Annotated in this window: 18 protein-coding genes; 7 read left to right on the plus strand and 11 right to left on the minus strand. The window is 50.3% G+C overall.

Features of this window, described 5'->3' with window-relative positions:
• The first annotated feature begins 42 nt into the window (after nt 1-42).
• Both CZ787_RS07130 and CZ787_RS07135 read left to right on the plus strand, forming a co-directional pair.
• Complete coding sequence (locus CZ787_RS07130; protein WP_087107618.1) at nt 43-498, plus strand: carboxymuconolactone decarboxylase family protein; 456 nt, start codon at nt 43-45, stop codon at nt 496-498.
• A gap of 136 nt (nt 499-634) precedes the next feature.
• On the plus strand, nt 635-1,420 hold the full coding sequence (locus CZ787_RS07135; protein ID WP_087107620.1) for a class I SAM-dependent DNA methyltransferase: 786 nt from the start codon (nt 635-637) through the stop codon (nt 1,418-1,420).
• Here CZ787_RS07135 and CZ787_RS07140 read toward each other — a convergent pair whose 3' ends face one another.
• Complete coding sequence (locus tag CZ787_RS07140) at nt 1,421-1,825, minus strand: DUF4019 domain-containing protein (RefSeq protein WP_087107621.1); 405 nt, start codon at nt 1,823-1,825, stop codon at nt 1,421-1,423.
• Nucleotides 1,826-2,182: 357 nt separating this feature from the next.
• Nucleotides 2,183-3,226, minus strand: coding sequence for a linear amide C-N hydrolase (locus CZ787_RS07145; protein WP_176372183.1), 1,044 nt, complete (start codon nt 3,224-3,226; stop codon nt 2,183-2,185).
• Between the two features lie 272 nt (nt 3,227-3,498).
• Here CZ787_RS07145 and CZ787_RS07150 point away from each other — a divergent pair, with 272 nt between their 5' ends.
• Genes CZ787_RS07150 through poxB form a run of 3 tightly spaced genes read left to right on the plus strand, consistent with a single transcriptional unit; the run spans nt 3,499 to nt 7,163 of the window.
• A complete protein-coding gene (locus CZ787_RS07150) occupies nt 3,499-3,894 on the plus strand; it encodes a hypothetical protein (protein WP_087107623.1) in 396 nt (131 codons plus the stop codon).
• 21 nt (nt 3,895-3,915) lie between these two features.
• Nucleotides 3,916-5,418, plus strand: a complete 1,503-nt coding sequence (gene mqo / locus CZ787_RS07155) for a malate dehydrogenase (quinone) (RefSeq protein WP_087107625.1) — start codon at nt 3,916-3,918, stop codon at nt 5,416-5,418.
• An 8-nt stretch (nt 5,419-5,426) separates the two neighbouring features.
• The gene (gene poxB, locus CZ787_RS07160; protein ID WP_087107627.1) at nt 5,427-7,163 is read left to right on the plus strand and encodes a ubiquinone-dependent pyruvate dehydrogenase; all 1,737 of its coding nucleotides are present in this window, start codon (nt 5,427-5,429) and stop codon (nt 7,161-7,163) included.
• A gap of 95 nt (nt 7,164-7,258) precedes the next feature.
• Here the strand turns inward: poxB and CZ787_RS07165 are convergent, their stop codons facing one another.
• The 6 genes from CZ787_RS07165 to CZ787_RS07190 all read right to left on the minus strand — a co-directional run bounded on the left by CZ787_RS07165 (nt 7,259) and on the right by CZ787_RS07190 (nt 10,565).
• A complete protein-coding gene (locus tag CZ787_RS07165) occupies nt 7,259-7,741 on the minus strand; it encodes a DUF1456 family protein (protein ID WP_087107629.1) in 483 nt (160 codons plus the stop codon).
• An 85-nt stretch (nt 7,742-7,826) separates the two neighbouring features.
• Complete coding sequence (locus CZ787_RS07170; protein ID WP_087107672.1) at nt 7,827-8,249, minus strand: Replicative DNA helicase; 423 nt, start codon at nt 8,247-8,249, stop codon at nt 7,827-7,829.
• Nucleotides 8,250-8,429: 180 nt separating this feature from the next.
• Nucleotides 8,430-8,705 (minus strand): putative quinol monooxygenase, encoded by a 276-nt coding sequence (locus CZ787_RS07175; protein WP_087107631.1) that lies wholly within the window; start codon nt 8,703-8,705, stop codon nt 8,430-8,432.
• 13 nt (nt 8,706-8,718) lie between these two features.
• Nucleotides 8,719-9,165 (minus strand): GNAT family N-acetyltransferase, encoded by a 447-nt coding sequence (locus tag CZ787_RS07180; protein WP_087107633.1) that lies wholly within the window; start codon nt 9,163-9,165, stop codon nt 8,719-8,721.
• 368 nt (nt 9,166-9,533) lie between these two features.
• A complete protein-coding gene (locus CZ787_RS07185) occupies nt 9,534-10,094 on the minus strand; it encodes a flavodoxin family protein (protein ID WP_087107634.1) in 561 nt (186 codons plus the stop codon).
• A gap of 45 nt (nt 10,095-10,139) precedes the next feature.
• Entirely contained in the window at nt 10,140-10,565 is a 426-nt protein-coding gene (locus CZ787_RS07190; protein WP_087107636.1) for a VOC family protein, read from the minus strand.
• Nucleotides 10,566-10,660: 95 nt separating this feature from the next.
• Here CZ787_RS07190 and soxR point away from each other — a divergent pair, with 95 nt between their 5' ends.
• On the plus strand, nt 10,661-11,140 hold the full coding sequence (gene soxR, locus CZ787_RS07195; RefSeq protein WP_087107638.1) for a redox-sensitive transcriptional activator SoxR: 480 nt from the start codon (nt 10,661-10,663) through the stop codon (nt 11,138-11,140).
• A gap of 115 nt (nt 11,141-11,255) precedes the next feature.
• On the opposite strand, the gene sugE is transcribed toward soxR, so the two are convergent.
• Entirely contained in the window at nt 11,256-11,573 is a 318-nt protein-coding gene (gene sugE, locus CZ787_RS07200; protein WP_087107639.1) for a quaternary ammonium compound efflux SMR transporter SugE, read from the minus strand.
• Nucleotides 11,574-11,796: 223 nt separating this feature from the next.
• Between sugE and CZ787_RS07205 the strand changes: the two genes are divergently transcribed.
• Nucleotides 11,797-12,984: a DEAD/DEAH box helicase gene (locus CZ787_RS07205; RefSeq protein ID WP_087107642.1), complete on the plus strand. Its 1,188-nt coding sequence runs from the start codon at nt 11,797-11,799 to the stop codon at nt 12,982-12,984.
• Between the two features lie 134 nt (nt 12,985-13,118).
• Here the strand turns inward: CZ787_RS07205 and rho are convergent, their stop codons facing one another.
• Both rho and CZ787_RS07215 read right to left on the minus strand, forming a co-directional pair.
• Nucleotides 13,119-14,078 (minus strand): transcription termination factor Rho, encoded by a 960-nt coding sequence (gene rho / locus CZ787_RS07210; protein WP_087107645.1) that lies wholly within the window; start codon nt 14,076-14,078, stop codon nt 13,119-13,121.
• 351 nt (nt 14,079-14,429) lie between these two features.
• Nucleotides 14,430-14,927, minus strand: a complete 498-nt coding sequence (locus tag CZ787_RS07215; protein WP_217883850.1) for a hypothetical protein — start codon at nt 14,925-14,927, stop codon at nt 14,430-14,432.
• Between the last annotated feature and the right edge of the window lie 67 nt (nt 14,928-14,994).

Genomic DNA, 14,994 nt, shown 5'->3' on the forward strand with positions numbered 1-14,994 from the left:
TCTTTATAAGCTGAGACCTCATCAATCAACGAGGTCACTGTCATGTCTCAGCGTATTTCTCGACAAGTCGTTTACAAGCTAACCCCTCGCCTTGCTAAACATTTGGTGCCTCTGGGCGAAGTAGCGGCTAATAGCGCGGTAACGCCTGCCATCATCCACCTCGTTCAGCTACGCGTTTCCCAGATCAACCAGTGCTGCTTCTGCCAGCATATGCATACTCAGGAAGCCCGAGACGACGGCGAGCATCAGGTGAGGCTGGATGTACTGCCTGCCTGGCGGGAAGCCCCCTGCTTCAATGAACAGGAACGTGCAGCCCTTGAGTGGGCCGAAGCGCTTACGTTAATCAGCCAACAGTCTGTTAGCGACACCGCCTACCAGAATGCTCTGGCTGCCTTTGGCGAACAGGACCTTCTTGAGCTGACCACGGTGATTCTGGCCATTAATAGTTGGAACCGGTTGGCGGTAAGCATGCAGTTTGCGCCTGACATCTCGCTATAAACGGAAAAAGACATCGCAAGCCGGTGCAACGGCCTGCGATGTCTTAATCACAATCCCCTTCCGCACTGCTGGCTTCTAAAAGCCGTCCCACTCGTTTACTATGCGCCACCCTCAATCCCAAGCGATCCAGGCTGCCATGTCTTTTAACGCACTCTATACCGATCTTTCTGGCTATTACGATGTGATGTGCGAAGACATCGACTACCGGGCGCAAAGCAACGCCGTGCAAAGGCTTCACCAAATTTTTGGTAACGGTGGCAACATTCACCTCGATGTAGCGTGTGGTACCGGACCCCATGTTCGCCATTTTATTGATAATGGCTACGTGAGCAGCGGGCTGGATATTAACCAGCCCATGCTGGATATTGCCGCCACACGTTGCCCTGAGGCTCAGTTTACGTGTCAGGACATGGGCAACTTCCAGGTAAGCGACCCGCAGGATTTGATTACCTGTTTTTTATATTCAATTCACTACAGCGACGGAATTGAAAAGCTCAAAGCGTGTATTGAAAGTGCGCACAGCGCCTTAGTGAGTGGCGGGGTTTTCTGCTTTAACGCAGTCGATAAAGATAAAATCGATAACAATCTATTTGTGAGCCACACCGTTAAAAAAGCTAACGATGCCTTCACGTTTCGTTCCGGGTGGCATTACAGCGGCAGCGGTGAAAAACAGGCCCTCAAACTTAGTATTGCAAAAACCAACGCGTGCGATACCCAAGTATGGAACGACGAGCACCCCATGGTCGCGGTTAGTTTTGCCGAGCTAATTACGCTGCTTGAGCCCTACTTTGAGGTGCACGTATTCGAGCACAACTTTGAAGCCATCACGCCGTGGAACAACACGTCGGGGAACGCCATTTTTGTCTGCGTGAAGATTCAACACCCCACGGTTATAGCAACGGGTCAACCCACTTGTTGCTGATTAGTACACATAGTATCCACTTACTTTCCAAACGCCGTCTTCAAAGTGCGGTGTAATGGTTTCGGTAATATCAGACTTGTTGGCAAAACGCGTTTGATAGGTGAACTTTTTGTAATCATTTTTGGGAGCACCGGGCATAGAGGTTTGCGTGATGACGCGTGTGCGGCGTCTTGATTCCACCGACCCGAAGTCACGGCGCGCTGCGCTAATGGTCCGCTCCAGCATGCTGGGTGAAAGCGGACTCTTCAGTAGCGGTGATGACTCCTCCCAAGCCAGCTCATACTCACCACTATCGATTGCATCAAGCCATGCCAGCGCCGCGGCCTCAGCCGCATCAGTGTTCGCTTGAGCATAAGGTGCCAGCAGTAGCAGGGTCGTAATGAAACAGATCACGATTTTTGGCATGGATAACTCTGGGCAGCGATCAGTAAATAGGTGTGCTTAATTTAATATCGGTACCAGCCGCCATTACTTTAGGGTTTGTACGAAAAGTCGCTGAGCGAAGGCCAGACAAGGCAAAAATCAGCGAAAAAACGGAGTTTACATGTGTAAATGAGTATTTTGAGCTGATTTTTAACGCCGTATGGTCGAGCGCAAGCAGTTTTCGTACAAAGCCTAGTATTAATCACAATAATCGAACAAGCTAACGGTAGTTTTTTCTATTCCTTGGCTTTATTAAGAAAGAGAAAGCCCCCTGTGCCAACCGCGACACAGAGGGCTATTTCATGAGCTAACTAGCAAAAAAACTGCCCTTAACACACGTTACAGGCCAGCAAACTCAAAGGGCTCGGCGTCCTCAAATGCGTTGACCGTATTGCCTGCATAAATACTGTTATTCTCGAGGCCGAGTTTGCGAACAGGTGCGCCCTCAGTAAAGTCGGCATCCTTCATATCCACCCAAAACGTGTTAGGCGTAAGTGCCGTCTCGAAATAATAAACAAGGTGTTTCTGATCAGATACCGCTCTCCACCTGGTGGAAGAAATATTCGGCTCCTCTGCTGATGAGATGCCGAAAGGAACAGACGCATTGCGAATCACGCTAAAGGCACTGCCAACAGCGACTCTTGTATCGCTCGTTTTAGGGATGGCATCCATGTAGAACGACGCTCTGACAAATCGATCCGCGGCACGGTTTGTGCCCGGCAGCATGACCAAGCCACCGATCTGTCTCCAGTAGTCGTCCAGCGAAAGTTGCTGCTCGAAGGTGGGCGAGTTTGTCACCACGTTGTATGACATATCGTGATGAATAGTGAGCTTACCGTCGATATACTCAAATATTGCGTTATCACCCTTGGCATCTGAAATTGACAGATGCAGAGTAGCAAATCGAGCGGTGCCCGGTATTTCAGCAGAGACGACCACAAAAGGCTCATCGCGCAGCGCCTCCACCGCCTCATCAACGGTCGCAAAATTGTCCAAAACATACTGGACCCATGCAGCCACGGAAAGCCCCTGGTCATCCGGCCCAAAGTCAGGATACTCTGCCTCAGCAAGCCATAGCAGGTTAGCCACCAAGCCTTTTTCGTTCATGCCATCGGTGCTTGCGATATCAAACGCGCTGGTAACGACACTTCCATACTGGGATGTCCAAGTGACGGAGTTGGGTCCAGCCGCACCATCACGCTCCATTCCCTTTGGAAACAACCAGATATTGGGATGTATTTCGTCCCTCCAATCCATGGAGCGCGCCGTAATGATCATATCATCAGGGCCCTGATATACCGCGCGCGTGCATGCATCCGCTGTGATGGCCACAAACAAGGCACACATGCTTGCCGCTAGCGTTAATTTTTTTTTGATTCTCATGGTGGTTTCCTTTCATTTACAAAGGTTATAGAGCCTGCCAGAGATAATTGGCGGTTAACAAGAAAAGCGCCAACTCCTTTTTTATAAAAAGAATAGCGGCATGGAGTCCCCAGCCCATGCCCATATTTAAATTATCAAATCCACTTCACCTTAAGCATAAATTTAGCTTTGGTCACGCATCTTATTTCACAAAATCCGAACTAGTATTTACACTCAGATGATTGCTCTATTTTTCATCACGTTTTGTCACTACTCACAATCAGGAGTCAGTAATGTTCCGATGTGTAAGGTTATGGACAGGCAGTAATCATCAATCGTGTTTTGAAGAAGGCTGGATTGATCTTCCCAAAGGCGAGCGCCACGACTTGCTCAGCGATGTCATCGAAACGACCAGCATCTCCTTTCGCGAAACAAGCGAAGGCGGTAGCTTTAGTTGGCATGACGCTCCCAACCGTCAATTCGTCTTAACGCTCAGCGGCACACTCACTTTCGAGACGCGCACGGGCGACTCATTCACGCTGCACCCCGGCGACATTTTATTGGCGGAAGACACCACAGGCGGCGGCCACCGCTGGCATCTAATCGATAACCAACCCTGGCGACGCGTGTATGCCATAGTGGCTCAGGATATCGATCTTCCCTTTATCAGCGCAGCAAGTAAGTGTTGAGTTCCTAAGCGGAGAACGTTCATGCCTACATCAACACAGATTCCCGAGCGGGCAGATATTGTAATGATCGGCGCGGGCATCATGAGTGCCACACTGGCAACTCTTCTCAAAGAGCTAGAACCTTCACTCAAGATTGTGGTGCTGGAAACACTGAAAGATTGCGCCCAGGAAAGCTCCAATGGTTGGAATAACGCAGGTACCGGGCATGCCGCCAACTGCGAAATGAACTACACCCCTGCTCGCTCAGACGGCACGGTTGATATCAGCAAGGCGCTGAAGGTCAACACAGAGTTCGATATTTCACGCCAACTCTGGACCTATCTGGTCAAGAAAGGGGCCATTCCCAACCCACAGGCATTTATTAATCCCTGCCCGCACATGAGCTTTGTCTGGGGCGAGGATAACGTCAACTATCTACGCCAGCGCTTTAAACAGATGTCATCGCACCACTGCTATCGCGGGATGGAATATAGCGAAGACCCCGCGCAGATTGAGCAATGGACTCCACTCATCATGGAAGGACGCAGCGATGGCGAGCCCGTCGCGGCGACGCGCATCGTATCAGGGTCTGATGTCGACTACGGTGCGCTTACTCACCTGCTGTTCGGCCATTTGGCGCAGCAATCAGGATTTGAAACCCACTACTTAAAGCACGTGCAGGACATTGCGCGACAGAATGACGGCACTTGGCGCGTGGAAATGCACGATTCGCATAGCAAGCAGAAAGGGAGCATTCAGGCCGAGTTTGTCTTTATTGGTGCAGGTGGCGGCGCTATTGAACTGCTGCAAAAATCCGGCATTCCTGAAGGGCATGGCTACGGCGGCTTCCCCGTCAGCGGTATTTGGTTACGCTGCGATATAGACAGCATTAGTGAACGCCATCACGCCAAGGTGTACGGCAAGGCAGCCCATGGCTCGCCCCCCATGTCAGTCCCCCACCTGGACACACGCCTTATTGGTGATAAAAAATCGCTGCTCTTCGGCCCTTACGCCGGTTTTTCATCTCGCTTTCTCAAGCAAGGCTCTCTTACGGATATGTTCCGTTCGGTACGGCCCGATAATGTGCTTCCCATGCTTGATGTTGCAAAGGATAACTGGCAACTAACGGAGTATCTGGTCTCCCAGGTACTGCAGAGCAAGAGCCACCAATTTGAGATGCTGCGCCAATACTACCCAATGGCACGCCATCACGATTGGACCCACGCCGTAGCGGGTCAGCGCGTGCAAATCATTAAACCCAGCCATGAAAAAGCCGGTGTTTTGGAGTTTGGCACCGAGCTAATCGCCTCATCCAATCACTCCCTCGCAGCGTTACTAGGCGCTTCGCCTGGCGCATCAACGGCGGCCTTTATCGCGCTAGAGGTATTGGAGAAATGCTTTGCCGATAAGCTAACCAATGATGGCTGGCTCCCCCAACTCAAGACGATCATTCCCACCTACGGCGTCGACCTTAAAACGGATAAAGAGGCCTGCTACGACACGCGCAAGCAAACAGCCGCAACGTTAAACCTGGACTTTGTTTGAGGTCTCTCATGTCTATCAAAAACGTATCTGATTTAGTGATCGAAACGCTGGTGGAAAGCGGTATTGAGCGGATCTATGGCGTTGTCGGCGACAGCCTCAACGGCCTCACTGAGGCCATACGTGAGCGGCCCAACATCGAATGGGTGGGCCTGCGGCATGAGGAAGTTGCCGCATTCGCGGCCAGCGGCGAATCACAACTAACCGGTAGCCTGGCCGTTTGTGCAGGCTCTTGCGGCCCCGGCAACCTGCACCTTATCAACGGCTTGTTCGATGCCCACCGCACGCGCACGCCGGTGCTGGCCATTGCCGCGCATATTCCCTCGTCAGAGATCGGCGGCGGCTATTTTCAGGAAACCCACCCCCAAGAACTGTTTCGTGAATGCAGCCACTACTGTGAGCTGGTCTCCGACGCCAGCCAATTACCTTATGTGCTGGACAATGCCATTCGCGCCGCCGTTGGGCAGCGTGGCGTTGCGGTCGTGGTGCTGCCTGGTGATGTTGCGCTGCGCGCCTCACCGGTTAAAACGGTAACGCCGCGCCATGGCTTATTACCACCCTCACCACGCGTGGTGCCCGCCAAAACCGAAGTGGAAGCACTCGCCAAACTGCTCAATGATGCAGAGCGCATCACGCTCTTCGTTGGCCGGGGCTGTGCCGGTTCACACGCCCAGCTAATGCAATTGGCCGATGCGCTTAAGAGTCCCATCGTGCACGCACTCGGCGGCAAAGAGCATGTCGAATATGACAACCCCTATGATGCTGGCATGACCGGCTTTATCGGGTTCTCATCAGGTTACGCGGCCATGCAGGAGTGCGACCTGCTGCTGATGCTGGGCACGGATTTTCCGTATAAACAGTTTTTACCGCAAAAGACCAACGTCGTGCAGGTCGATATTCGCCCTGAAAACCTGGGCAGGCGTGCCAAGCTGGCATTGGGCGTGGTCGGCGATATCGGGTTAACCATTGAAGCCATTCTGCCGGCGCTTCATACGCGCAGTGACCGGCACTTTCTGGATGCAGCGCTGGCCCACTACGTTAAGGCGCGCGAAGGCCTGGACAAACAGGCGCAGAATCACTCAGGCCACTCGCCTATACATCCACAGTACCTTGCGCGCTTGTTGAGCGAAAAAGCCAATGAGGACGCGATTTTTACTGCCGATGTAGGAACATGCACGGTCTGGTCGGCACGCTACCTTAAAATGAACGGCCAACGTCGTCTTATCGGCTCGTTCTCGCATGGTTCGATGGCTAACGCCATGCCTCAGGCGATTGGCATTCAGTACGCGCAGCCGGGTCGGCAAGTTATTACGTTCTCCGGTGACGGTGGCCTTTCGATGCTGATGGGCGATTTACTGTCACTCAAACAGCACAACATCCCGATCAAAATCGTCATCTTTAATAATGGGGTGCTCGGCTTCGTCGCGCTTGAAATGAAAGCAGCCGGTTTCATTAACACGGGCGTAGACCTGGATAATCCCGACTTTGCTGCCGTCGCAAGCGCAATGGGCATTTATGCCCGCCGTGTTGAAAACCCTGACGAGCTGGCCGATGCCATCGATAGCGTATTAGCCCACGATGGCCCCGCCGTGCTTGATGTAGTGACAGCCAAACAAGAGCTGGTACTGCCGCCCACCATCGGCATAGAGCAAGTCAAAGGGTTTAGCCTCTGGGGGCTACGTGCCGTCATGGATGGCAGCATGCACGAAGTAATTGATCTGGCCAAAACCAACCTGCTAAAGCGTTAAGTTCTGTTTAAAAAACGCTTAAAAGCAAATGGCCATTCGCATTGAATGGCCATTTTTTACTTCTGAACCCTGTAAATCACAGCGGCGTGACAACCTCAGACCTCTTCTGAACCCTTGGATTCAGGGCGTTGCTGGAACTGAAGACCCATTAAAAAATTACGCAACACCTGGTCTTTACACTCGCGATAATTTTTATGGGTAGGCTTACGAAAAAAAGCGCTTAACTCGTGGTTGCTTAACCGAAACTCGGCCTGCTCAAAAATAGCTAAAATATCGTCGGCTTTTAAATTCAGCGCAATGCGCAGCTTCTGGAACACCATATTGTTGTTCAAGTTACTTTCTGGCGCGGGCTGCTCGCCGTCGCGCTTCCCACGCTTATAGCTAATAAATCCGTTAAGAAACGCGGCCAACTCGCGGTCTCTCATCTTGAGGAATTTTTCGTCTTCCTCCTTTTTCAGCCACCCGGACACCTGCTCCTCAGATACAGTGAACTCTGCCAGCGCGAAAACTTTCAATACGGCAGTATCTTTTAAATCAAAGCAGTACCGGATACGGCGAAAAATATCATTATTGGTCAAACGACAGCTCCTGGTCTTAGGAAAACCCAGCACAATCCCGTTGGATGTGCATTTATCAAGATCATCATGGTAACAACAAAGCCCGCTATTTCGCTGTCAGTTTTTCAAGCAGCTCATCAATTTCTGCTTTCAAATCTTTATCTTCAATCTTGTTGGCGCTGATTTTGGCATTTTTCAGATGTTTAATAGCAGCCTCTTCCTGGCCCAACTCAACCTGCAGGGTCGCCATTGAAAAACCGATAGACGACAGGTGGTCTTTAGAATTGGCGACCTCGGCTTTGTGAAGCGCCTTTTCATACATCACCAGCGCGTCATCCAGCTCTTCGGTAAAATCCGCCAACGTTTCCCACTGCTCCGGATGATCCTTATCGGTATTTTCATGCTCGATACAAATAGCACCCAGCTCTGCATAAAGCGAATCAAACGCCTCTCGATCTTCCTTCTCAGCCGCCTTCATCAGCTTTTCAGCCAACTCATAAACGGCCTTGTAAATTTTGGTATTGATCACGTCAGCTACCTTCAACAGTAAAATGAGAATCGACTGATAAACTCGCCGATACGACCCGATATGCGCGCCCACACTACGGCAATTGGCGATGGGGCGCATTATACCCATGAAGCGCTCTCTTGAAGGCTTTTACGACAGTAAAGTCGAGTTGGCGATAGCAAAATAGCCATTCGACTCAGACTATTCAAACACTTCGTAATGACGTTTCACGTTACGGGTTAGCTTGCCCCAGTCAGAACTTGCCACCCGCTGCTGGTGCTGTTCAAAGGCCTTGCGGTCAATAAATTCCTCATAAACATCAAAACGGCACGGGTCAGTTTTATCATGGATGACCTTAAACGTTATGCAGCCTGGCTCCTCAAGAGTGAGTTGGCGGTGAATGACAAGCTCGTCTTCCACAGCTTCAAGGTCCCTACCGGGAACTTTAATAAACCCTTTTAAGGTTACTTTTGCCACTGAGCTCACCTTTTTATAGCGTTACGTACAACCGCAGCGCGTCTTGATGCTGTATACCATCTTCAAGAATCGGCTCAGGGTAATTATCCAGAAAATAGTTTTTAACCACGTGATCAACTCTAAACCCATGGCGTTGGTAATAGGTCAGCTGATATCCAAAAGTGCCGGTGCTTAATTCCACACGCTGTATTTTTTTGCTTACTAGCTCAGACAAGGCAAAGCTCAACAGCCCAGAACCAAGGCCCTGCTGCTGAAATCCCGGGTAAACCGAGATATTAAATATTTCAGCGATGTCGGTGTTAATAGGTTTTGTGACACAGGCACCAACGACGTTTCCGCTTAGCTTTGCCGCGAAGCACCAAGCGCCATCCAGATAAGATGCGATGCTCTGTTCAGAAGGATCGGCTTCCAGTAAAAGCTGGGTGGGAACGTCGCTGGCATTGACTTCTAGATAGTCCATTCTTATCTCAAGCCCATAACGATGGAGATTAGTACCGCTGAGTTACCGCATTCATGGCAGCCCTTATTGGTTACCCATGTACTCCAAAATTTCATACGAGTAGGCATACTTAAACGCCCCCGTGATGTCGATTCCTATTTCAAATAAAGGCAGTATGATAATTATGCCTGTAACCCCGTGCACCCTTGCATGTTCCACCCCACTTTAGTGCCGCTTCATAGAAAGCTTTAACTTCATCTTATGTTTTGGCGCGAGATGCTTACGAAGCTCACCATTCATCAAACACTTGTCATATTCACTGTGCTGTCATTCAATGCACCGCTCTGTTTCATAGTCTTCCCGTTTCATAAATTTGCACTTTTCCTCCTTCACGCCGCGAGCTTTTTAGCGGTTTGTACTACCCGCTGACCTAAATAACGCGCAGTAAGTAAGTCCGTTTCATTGAGATCAGTATTCACGGAATGGGCAATAAGCCCGGACTGTGCACCAAGCCTGTTACGCATTGCAGGATCATAGTTGCCCGGTGTATCCAGACCCACCCAAAACATACCGTGCTGGCTAGCGAACACTTGCAGGTACTGAATGGTATTCAGTTGATCACCACTTAAGTTAGCACCAATGGTAAAACCAGCGGCAATTTTGTTTGCCCATGCTTGCCTTGCCCACAACTCACTTGTGGCATCCGTAAACGCTTTAAACTGCGCTGATACGCAGCCCATATAAGTAGGTGAGCCAAAGATAATCGCATCAGCATTATCTAGTTGCCGCAGCAGCTCGATGTTACGAAAACGCCCTTCAACAATATCGGCGCCAACAATTTCTACTGCGACCACGTCAACACCAGGTTCCATTGCAGCACCTGATGCAATCGAGTGGGCCAGCTTTTTGGTAGTGCCTGTTACAGAATGAAAAATGACGACGACTTTCACTACATTATCCCCCTTCCGTTGCTCTGATTCTTTCTACACTGCTGGTTACTGCGCATCGCGATTTAAATTACGCTCTGCTGGGATATCGCTCAGATACTCAACGAACTCCACCTCAAACCCCGCTGGGTCAACGAAGTAAACGTTTTTACGAAACGGCTCGGTGGCACCCGGTTTGGCAACGGCAAAGCCCGCGTTATTTAATCGAGCCACTACGGCATCCAGGTTATCGGTCACGTAGGCAAAGTGGGCTAGGCCCACGCTATGGCCTTCTAGCGCTCGGTTCTGTCCTTCGCCATGATCGCTTAACGCCAGGTAATGTCTTTCATCACCAAAGTGCACCCACTTGCGCGGTTTGCCGTACCACTCACCCTGCCCCTCATCGCGTATACGCCAGTGTGGGAAGGCAGCGCGGTAAAACTCCAGCATGGCCTTCATATCAGCAACGACCAGATTCACGTGTTCCAGGTACATATTGTTCTCCTTGCGTGGGTTCGGATAAAAGGTTAAAACCTCAACCCAAGTTGAGGTAAAGCTTTTTTTGTACCAGAAGAAAAACGGGAGCGAGAATGGCGGAGGCAAACTGGAGTGTCGGCAAAGTCGCCAAGCGCTGCGGCATTAATATCAGCGCCCTGCACTTTTACGAACAGCAGGGGCTAATTCAAAGCTCACGCAATGCGGGCAACCAGCGCCGCTATAAACCGGAGGTGCTAAGGCGCATTTCAGTGATAAAAGCCGCGCAAAAAGTGGGCGTCAGCCTGGACGAGGTCAAGAAAGCTTTCGAGTCACTGCCCAATAACCGCACGCCCACGGTGGAAGATTGGCAGCATCTTTCCAGGAACTGGCAGCGCATGTTGGATGGCCGCATTGCCTACCTGCAAACGCTGCGCAATAACCTCAGCGGCTGTATTGGCTGCGGCTGTTTAAGCATGACCCGCTGTCCGCTGTATAACCCGGATGATGAGCTGGCGGAGCTAGGTAGCGGCCCAGTGCTGTTGGATCAGGCGGAGAAGCGGGCTGCCGGTGATGAACAAGATCAGGCGTCATGAACAAAAACGGTGGCATTAACAGAGCAGATTTCGACAACGTACCTCCGGTGGCCTTTCAGGTAGCGCGCCCCGGTACGCTTAATGAACGGGCAGCCACTAGCGGTTTCCATGAATATCAGGCGTGGGCGAGTTTAAGCCCGACAAGCCCCGCAACGATCAGCGTTAAACTCATTAGTTTGAGTGCGCCCAAAGACTCGCCAAACAGCACGATGCCTAAAATGGCCGTTCCCACTGCGCCAATCCCTACCCATATCGCGTAAGCGGTACCCACGGGCAGGGTTTTCAGCGCTAAGCCCAGCAGTAGAAAACTCGTCACTAGCGAAAGTAGCGTCCAGGCAGTCGGCCAGAGTTTTGTAAAGCCCACCGAATATTTCAGCCCGATGGCCCAGCCAATCTCCAGAAGGCCCGCTACAAACAATATAAACCAGCTCATGTATTCCTCTTCGTCGATTGCTTAATCAATTCTCTGACTCGATTATCTCATAATGGCGCACGGCGTTGCGGGTCAGCCCGCCCTATTCGGGATTTGGATGCGGAACAGCAAGGCATGTGCAAAGTTCACTCAACACGGTAAATCAGCGCTACTACAAGCACTACGTTATACTGCGGCATATTTTCATTTCGACACCCCTTACGACATCCCGTCAGAGCCCCCTATGTCATTTGCAAAACTAGGCTTATCCAGTCCTCTTGTTCAAGCGATTACCGAACTTGGTTACAAAACCCCAACGCCCATTCAAGAACAGGCGATTCCTGCCATTCTTTCGGGTAACGATTTAATCGCCACTGCACAAACCGGAACAGGCAAAACCGCTGCCTTCGTTCTGCCTCTGCTGGAAAGATTTAGTACAGCGGGAACGCTACGCGGCAAACGCATCCGTGCGTTGATTCTCGTACCGACCCGTGAGCTAGCGGTTCAGGTTGAAGCCAGCGTGGCTCAATACGCTAAACATCTGCACTTAACGTCTATGGCGGTGTATGGCGGTGTTGATAGCGAACCTCAAAAACAGCGATTAATAGAAGGAATTGATATCCTCGTCGCCACACCAGGCAGATTGCTGGATTTGGCGCATCAGCGTGCGCTGCACTTTGATGAACTCAACGCCATGGTGTTGGACGAAGCGGACAGAATGGTCGACATGGGTTTTGTCGACGATATCAACAAAATCATAGAACGCCTGCCTGAAAACCGTCAGAACCTGCTGTTTTCGGCCACCATGAATGGCGACGTTCGGGCGCTGGCCTACGGTTTTTCAGACAGCAAGATGACCGACCTGGCGTCTGAAATATCCATTTCTCCCAACATCCGCGCCGCCGCTAATATCAAACAATGGCTAATCACCGTAGACAAAGACACCAAGTCCGCCCTGCTGAGCCACCTGATTAACGAGCAAGCGTGGGATCAGGCGCTTATTTTTATCGAGAAAAAACACGGCGCGGCCAAGCTGGTTGACCAACTCGCAAAGCGTGGCATCAAAGCGGATTCCATTCATGGCGACAGAAGCCAAGCCATGCGCGAAAAGATTTTGGCGCAGTTCAAATCTGGCGAGCTAAAGTACCTGGTCGCCACGGGGGTTGCCGCGCGGGGTTTGGATATTGGCGAGCTAAGCCGTGTGGTGAATTACGATTTACCCTTTCAGCCAGAAGAGTACATTCACCGTATTGGCCGAACCGGCCGCGCGGGAGCCTCAGGTGAAGCCATCTCGTTTGTCGCCTTGGCTGACTTTAAAAATCTTTGCGCCATTGAAAGGCGGTTAAACAGCATCATTGAGCGCAGAGAAATTGAAGGCTTTTCAGTGCGAAAGGTAGTGCCCGCTTCAAACCTGAATTTTAAGAAAAAGTAATCGTTAAACCTTCCCAAAGAAGCTCACCTCTTAACGAATAAAAGGTGAGCTTCTCTGCTAAAGGCGTTTGCAATTAAGGTCTATTTTAACAAAACATGGGTAAGCACTGTGGCCGTTAAAGGTCTTCCTAACGACTAGGCGGAGTCTGGTGTAAACACGTCCAACAACTCGGCATTGGTTGGATATTTCTCCAATAGCTCAAATAACTTCTGTGCGCCTTCCACTGGCTTAAGTTGTGTCAACGCTCTACGCAATGTTCGTACTTTTTCAATGTCTTTTGCATCAATCAAAAGCTCTTCGCGCCGGGTACTACTCTTGGTGATATCGATGGCCGGGAAAATCCGCTGATTGGCCACCTCGCGTGACAGCACGATTTCCATATTGCCCGTGCCCTTAAACTCCTCGAAAATCACCTGATCCATACGGCTTCCCGTATCCACCAGCACGGTAGCCAGAATCGTGAGCGACCCACCGTTTTCGATCTTCCTCGCGGCGCCAAACAGTTTTCGGGGTATTTCCATCGCTCGGGCATCCAGCCCACCCGACATGGTACGGCCATTGCCCCGCTGCTCGGCGTTATGCACGCGAGAAAGCCTCGTCAGGGAATCGATCACGATCATTACATCGTGCCCCTCGCCCGCTTGCCTACGTGCCGTTTCAAGAAGCTTATCGGCCATTTGCACATGATGCGTGTAGGTTTCGTCTGAAGACGATGCATGTACCTCTGCCGACACGCTGCGCTTGAAGTCCGTCACCTCTTCAGGACGCTCATCGATCAGCAAGGCATACAGTTTTATATCCGGGTGCGCCTCGGCCACGGCCTGGCAGATATGTTTCAACAGCGTTGTTTTGCCAGAACCGGGCGGCGCCACGATCAACCCGCGCTGGCCCATCCCTAGTGGCGTAATCAAATCCATCGCTCGCACAGTGCGCTGCTTAGAACCTGGCTCTAAATAAATGCGGGGGGAAGGATGAATAGCGACGCCATTTAAAAAGCGTTTTTCGGGGTCATCGGAGAATTGATCTTCAACATCGTTGGCGGGCTTGGCCTCTTGCTGCCTTTTGACTTTCAAGCCTAGTGTTTTTCTCGTCATAAGATCGATGGATCGCCTTGGGTAAGCTGAGTGCATAGAGTAATGGTTGAGCTTTGAAAATGGTATCGAGCGCGAGCAACACTGACTCAACCATTTTCAGTGAACTGGGGCAAGTCATCGGCAATCTCGTACCACGGCGCCTTGTTGCCCACGAATACATGACGATTTGGACACACACCGGGATCAACATCGAGGGTGCCAAGGGGAAGCGCGTAAATCTCCGGCTTTTTCACTGAACCCTATGAGTAGACACTCCAACCTACTACGCAGATGCTTGTCCTGACTCAAGCCCGATAGCCGATATATGTTATTCCAACGGCATCTCAACCCAAATGGAAATTGCATTATCATCTAATTTAAGATCGGCCCTACTGACGCAACAACGCCAAATTTTTTCAACTGAAGAAATTTTGAACCAAAAATATCCGAAGGTATTTTTCTTTGGAGTAACCCAAAGAAATTTTCATCATGCGTTGATATAATGAGCTGCTTACCAAACTTTAAACATATACTTCTTAACAAGTCTATCGTCGAAAGAATATTAATTGAATCCATCGATTGGATTGGATCATCTATCAGAATAACATCGATAGAGTTTTCTTTATCATCTTTTGCGTGAAGAGCATTCGCAAGAAACACACTCAAACTCAGAATATTCGTTTGAGCTGCACTGAAATAGAGAATTGGGGATATCATTCCACCTACTCCATCGCTTACCAAGATATTTAAACTTGGCTTGTCTCTTTCAAAACTTACTTTGAACTCTACTTTTTTAAATGAAGGATGAGGGTCTATGTTCTTATAAATAGCATTAATAAGATCTTCAAAGAAGAAGTTATTAATGAGCACTTCTAGATTTTCTAAGTGGTTACGCAAAAGTTATTGAGTAATCAGTGCCGTAACCATTGCATACGTT

The sequence above is a fragment of the Halomonas citrativorans genome (genome assembly GCF_900163645.1).
GTDB classification, from domain to species: domain Bacteria; phylum Pseudomonadota; class Gammaproteobacteria; order Pseudomonadales; family Halomonadaceae; genus Vreelandella; species Vreelandella citrativorans.

Bases quoted from the DNA above. Each gene is read 5' to 3' on its own strand.
- CZ787_RS07145 (WP_176372183.1), bottom strand. From the start codon at position 3,226: ATGAGAATCAAAAAAAAATTAACGCTAGCGGCAAGCATGTGTGCCTTG.
- CZ787_RS07135 (WP_087107620.1), top strand. From the start codon at position 635: ATGTCTTTTAACGCACTCTATACCGATCTTTCTGGCTATTACGATGTG.
- CZ787_RS07140 (WP_087107621.1), bottom strand. From the start codon at position 1,825: ATGCCAAAAATCGTGATCTGTTTCATTACGACCCTGCTACTGCTGGCA.
- rho (WP_087107645.1), bottom strand. From the start codon at position 14,078: ATGACGAGAAAAACACTAGGCTTGAAAGTCAAAAGGCAGCAAGAGGCC.
- CZ787_RS07130 (WP_087107618.1), top strand. From the start codon at position 43: ATGTCTCAGCGTATTTCTCGACAAGTCGTTTACAAGCTAACCCCTCGC.
- CZ787_RS07150 (WP_087107623.1), top strand. From the start codon at position 3,499: ATGTTCCGATGTGTAAGGTTATGGACAGGCAGTAATCATCAATCGTGT.
- poxB (WP_087107627.1), top strand. From the start codon at position 5,427: ATGTCTATCAAAAACGTATCTGATTTAGTGATCGAAACGCTGGTGGAA.
- CZ787_RS07180 (WP_087107633.1), bottom strand. From the start codon at position 9,165: ATGGACTATCTAGAAGTCAATGCCAGCGACGTTCCCACCCAGCTTTTA.
- soxR (WP_087107638.1), top strand. From the start codon at position 10,661: ATGGCGGAGGCAAACTGGAGTGTCGGCAAAGTCGCCAAGCGCTGCGGC.
- CZ787_RS07190 (WP_087107636.1), bottom strand. From the start codon at position 10,565: ATGTACCTGGAACACGTGAATCTGGTCGTTGCTGATATGAAGGCCATG.
- sugE (WP_087107639.1), bottom strand. From the start codon at position 11,573: ATGAGCTGGTTTATATTGTTTGTAGCGGGCCTTCTGGAGATTGGCTGG.
- CZ787_RS07205 (WP_087107642.1), top strand. From the start codon at position 11,797: ATGTCATTTGCAAAACTAGGCTTATCCAGTCCTCTTGTTCAAGCGATT.
- mqo (WP_087107625.1), top strand. From the start codon at position 3,916: ATGCCTACATCAACACAGATTCCCGAGCGGGCAGATATTGTAATGATC.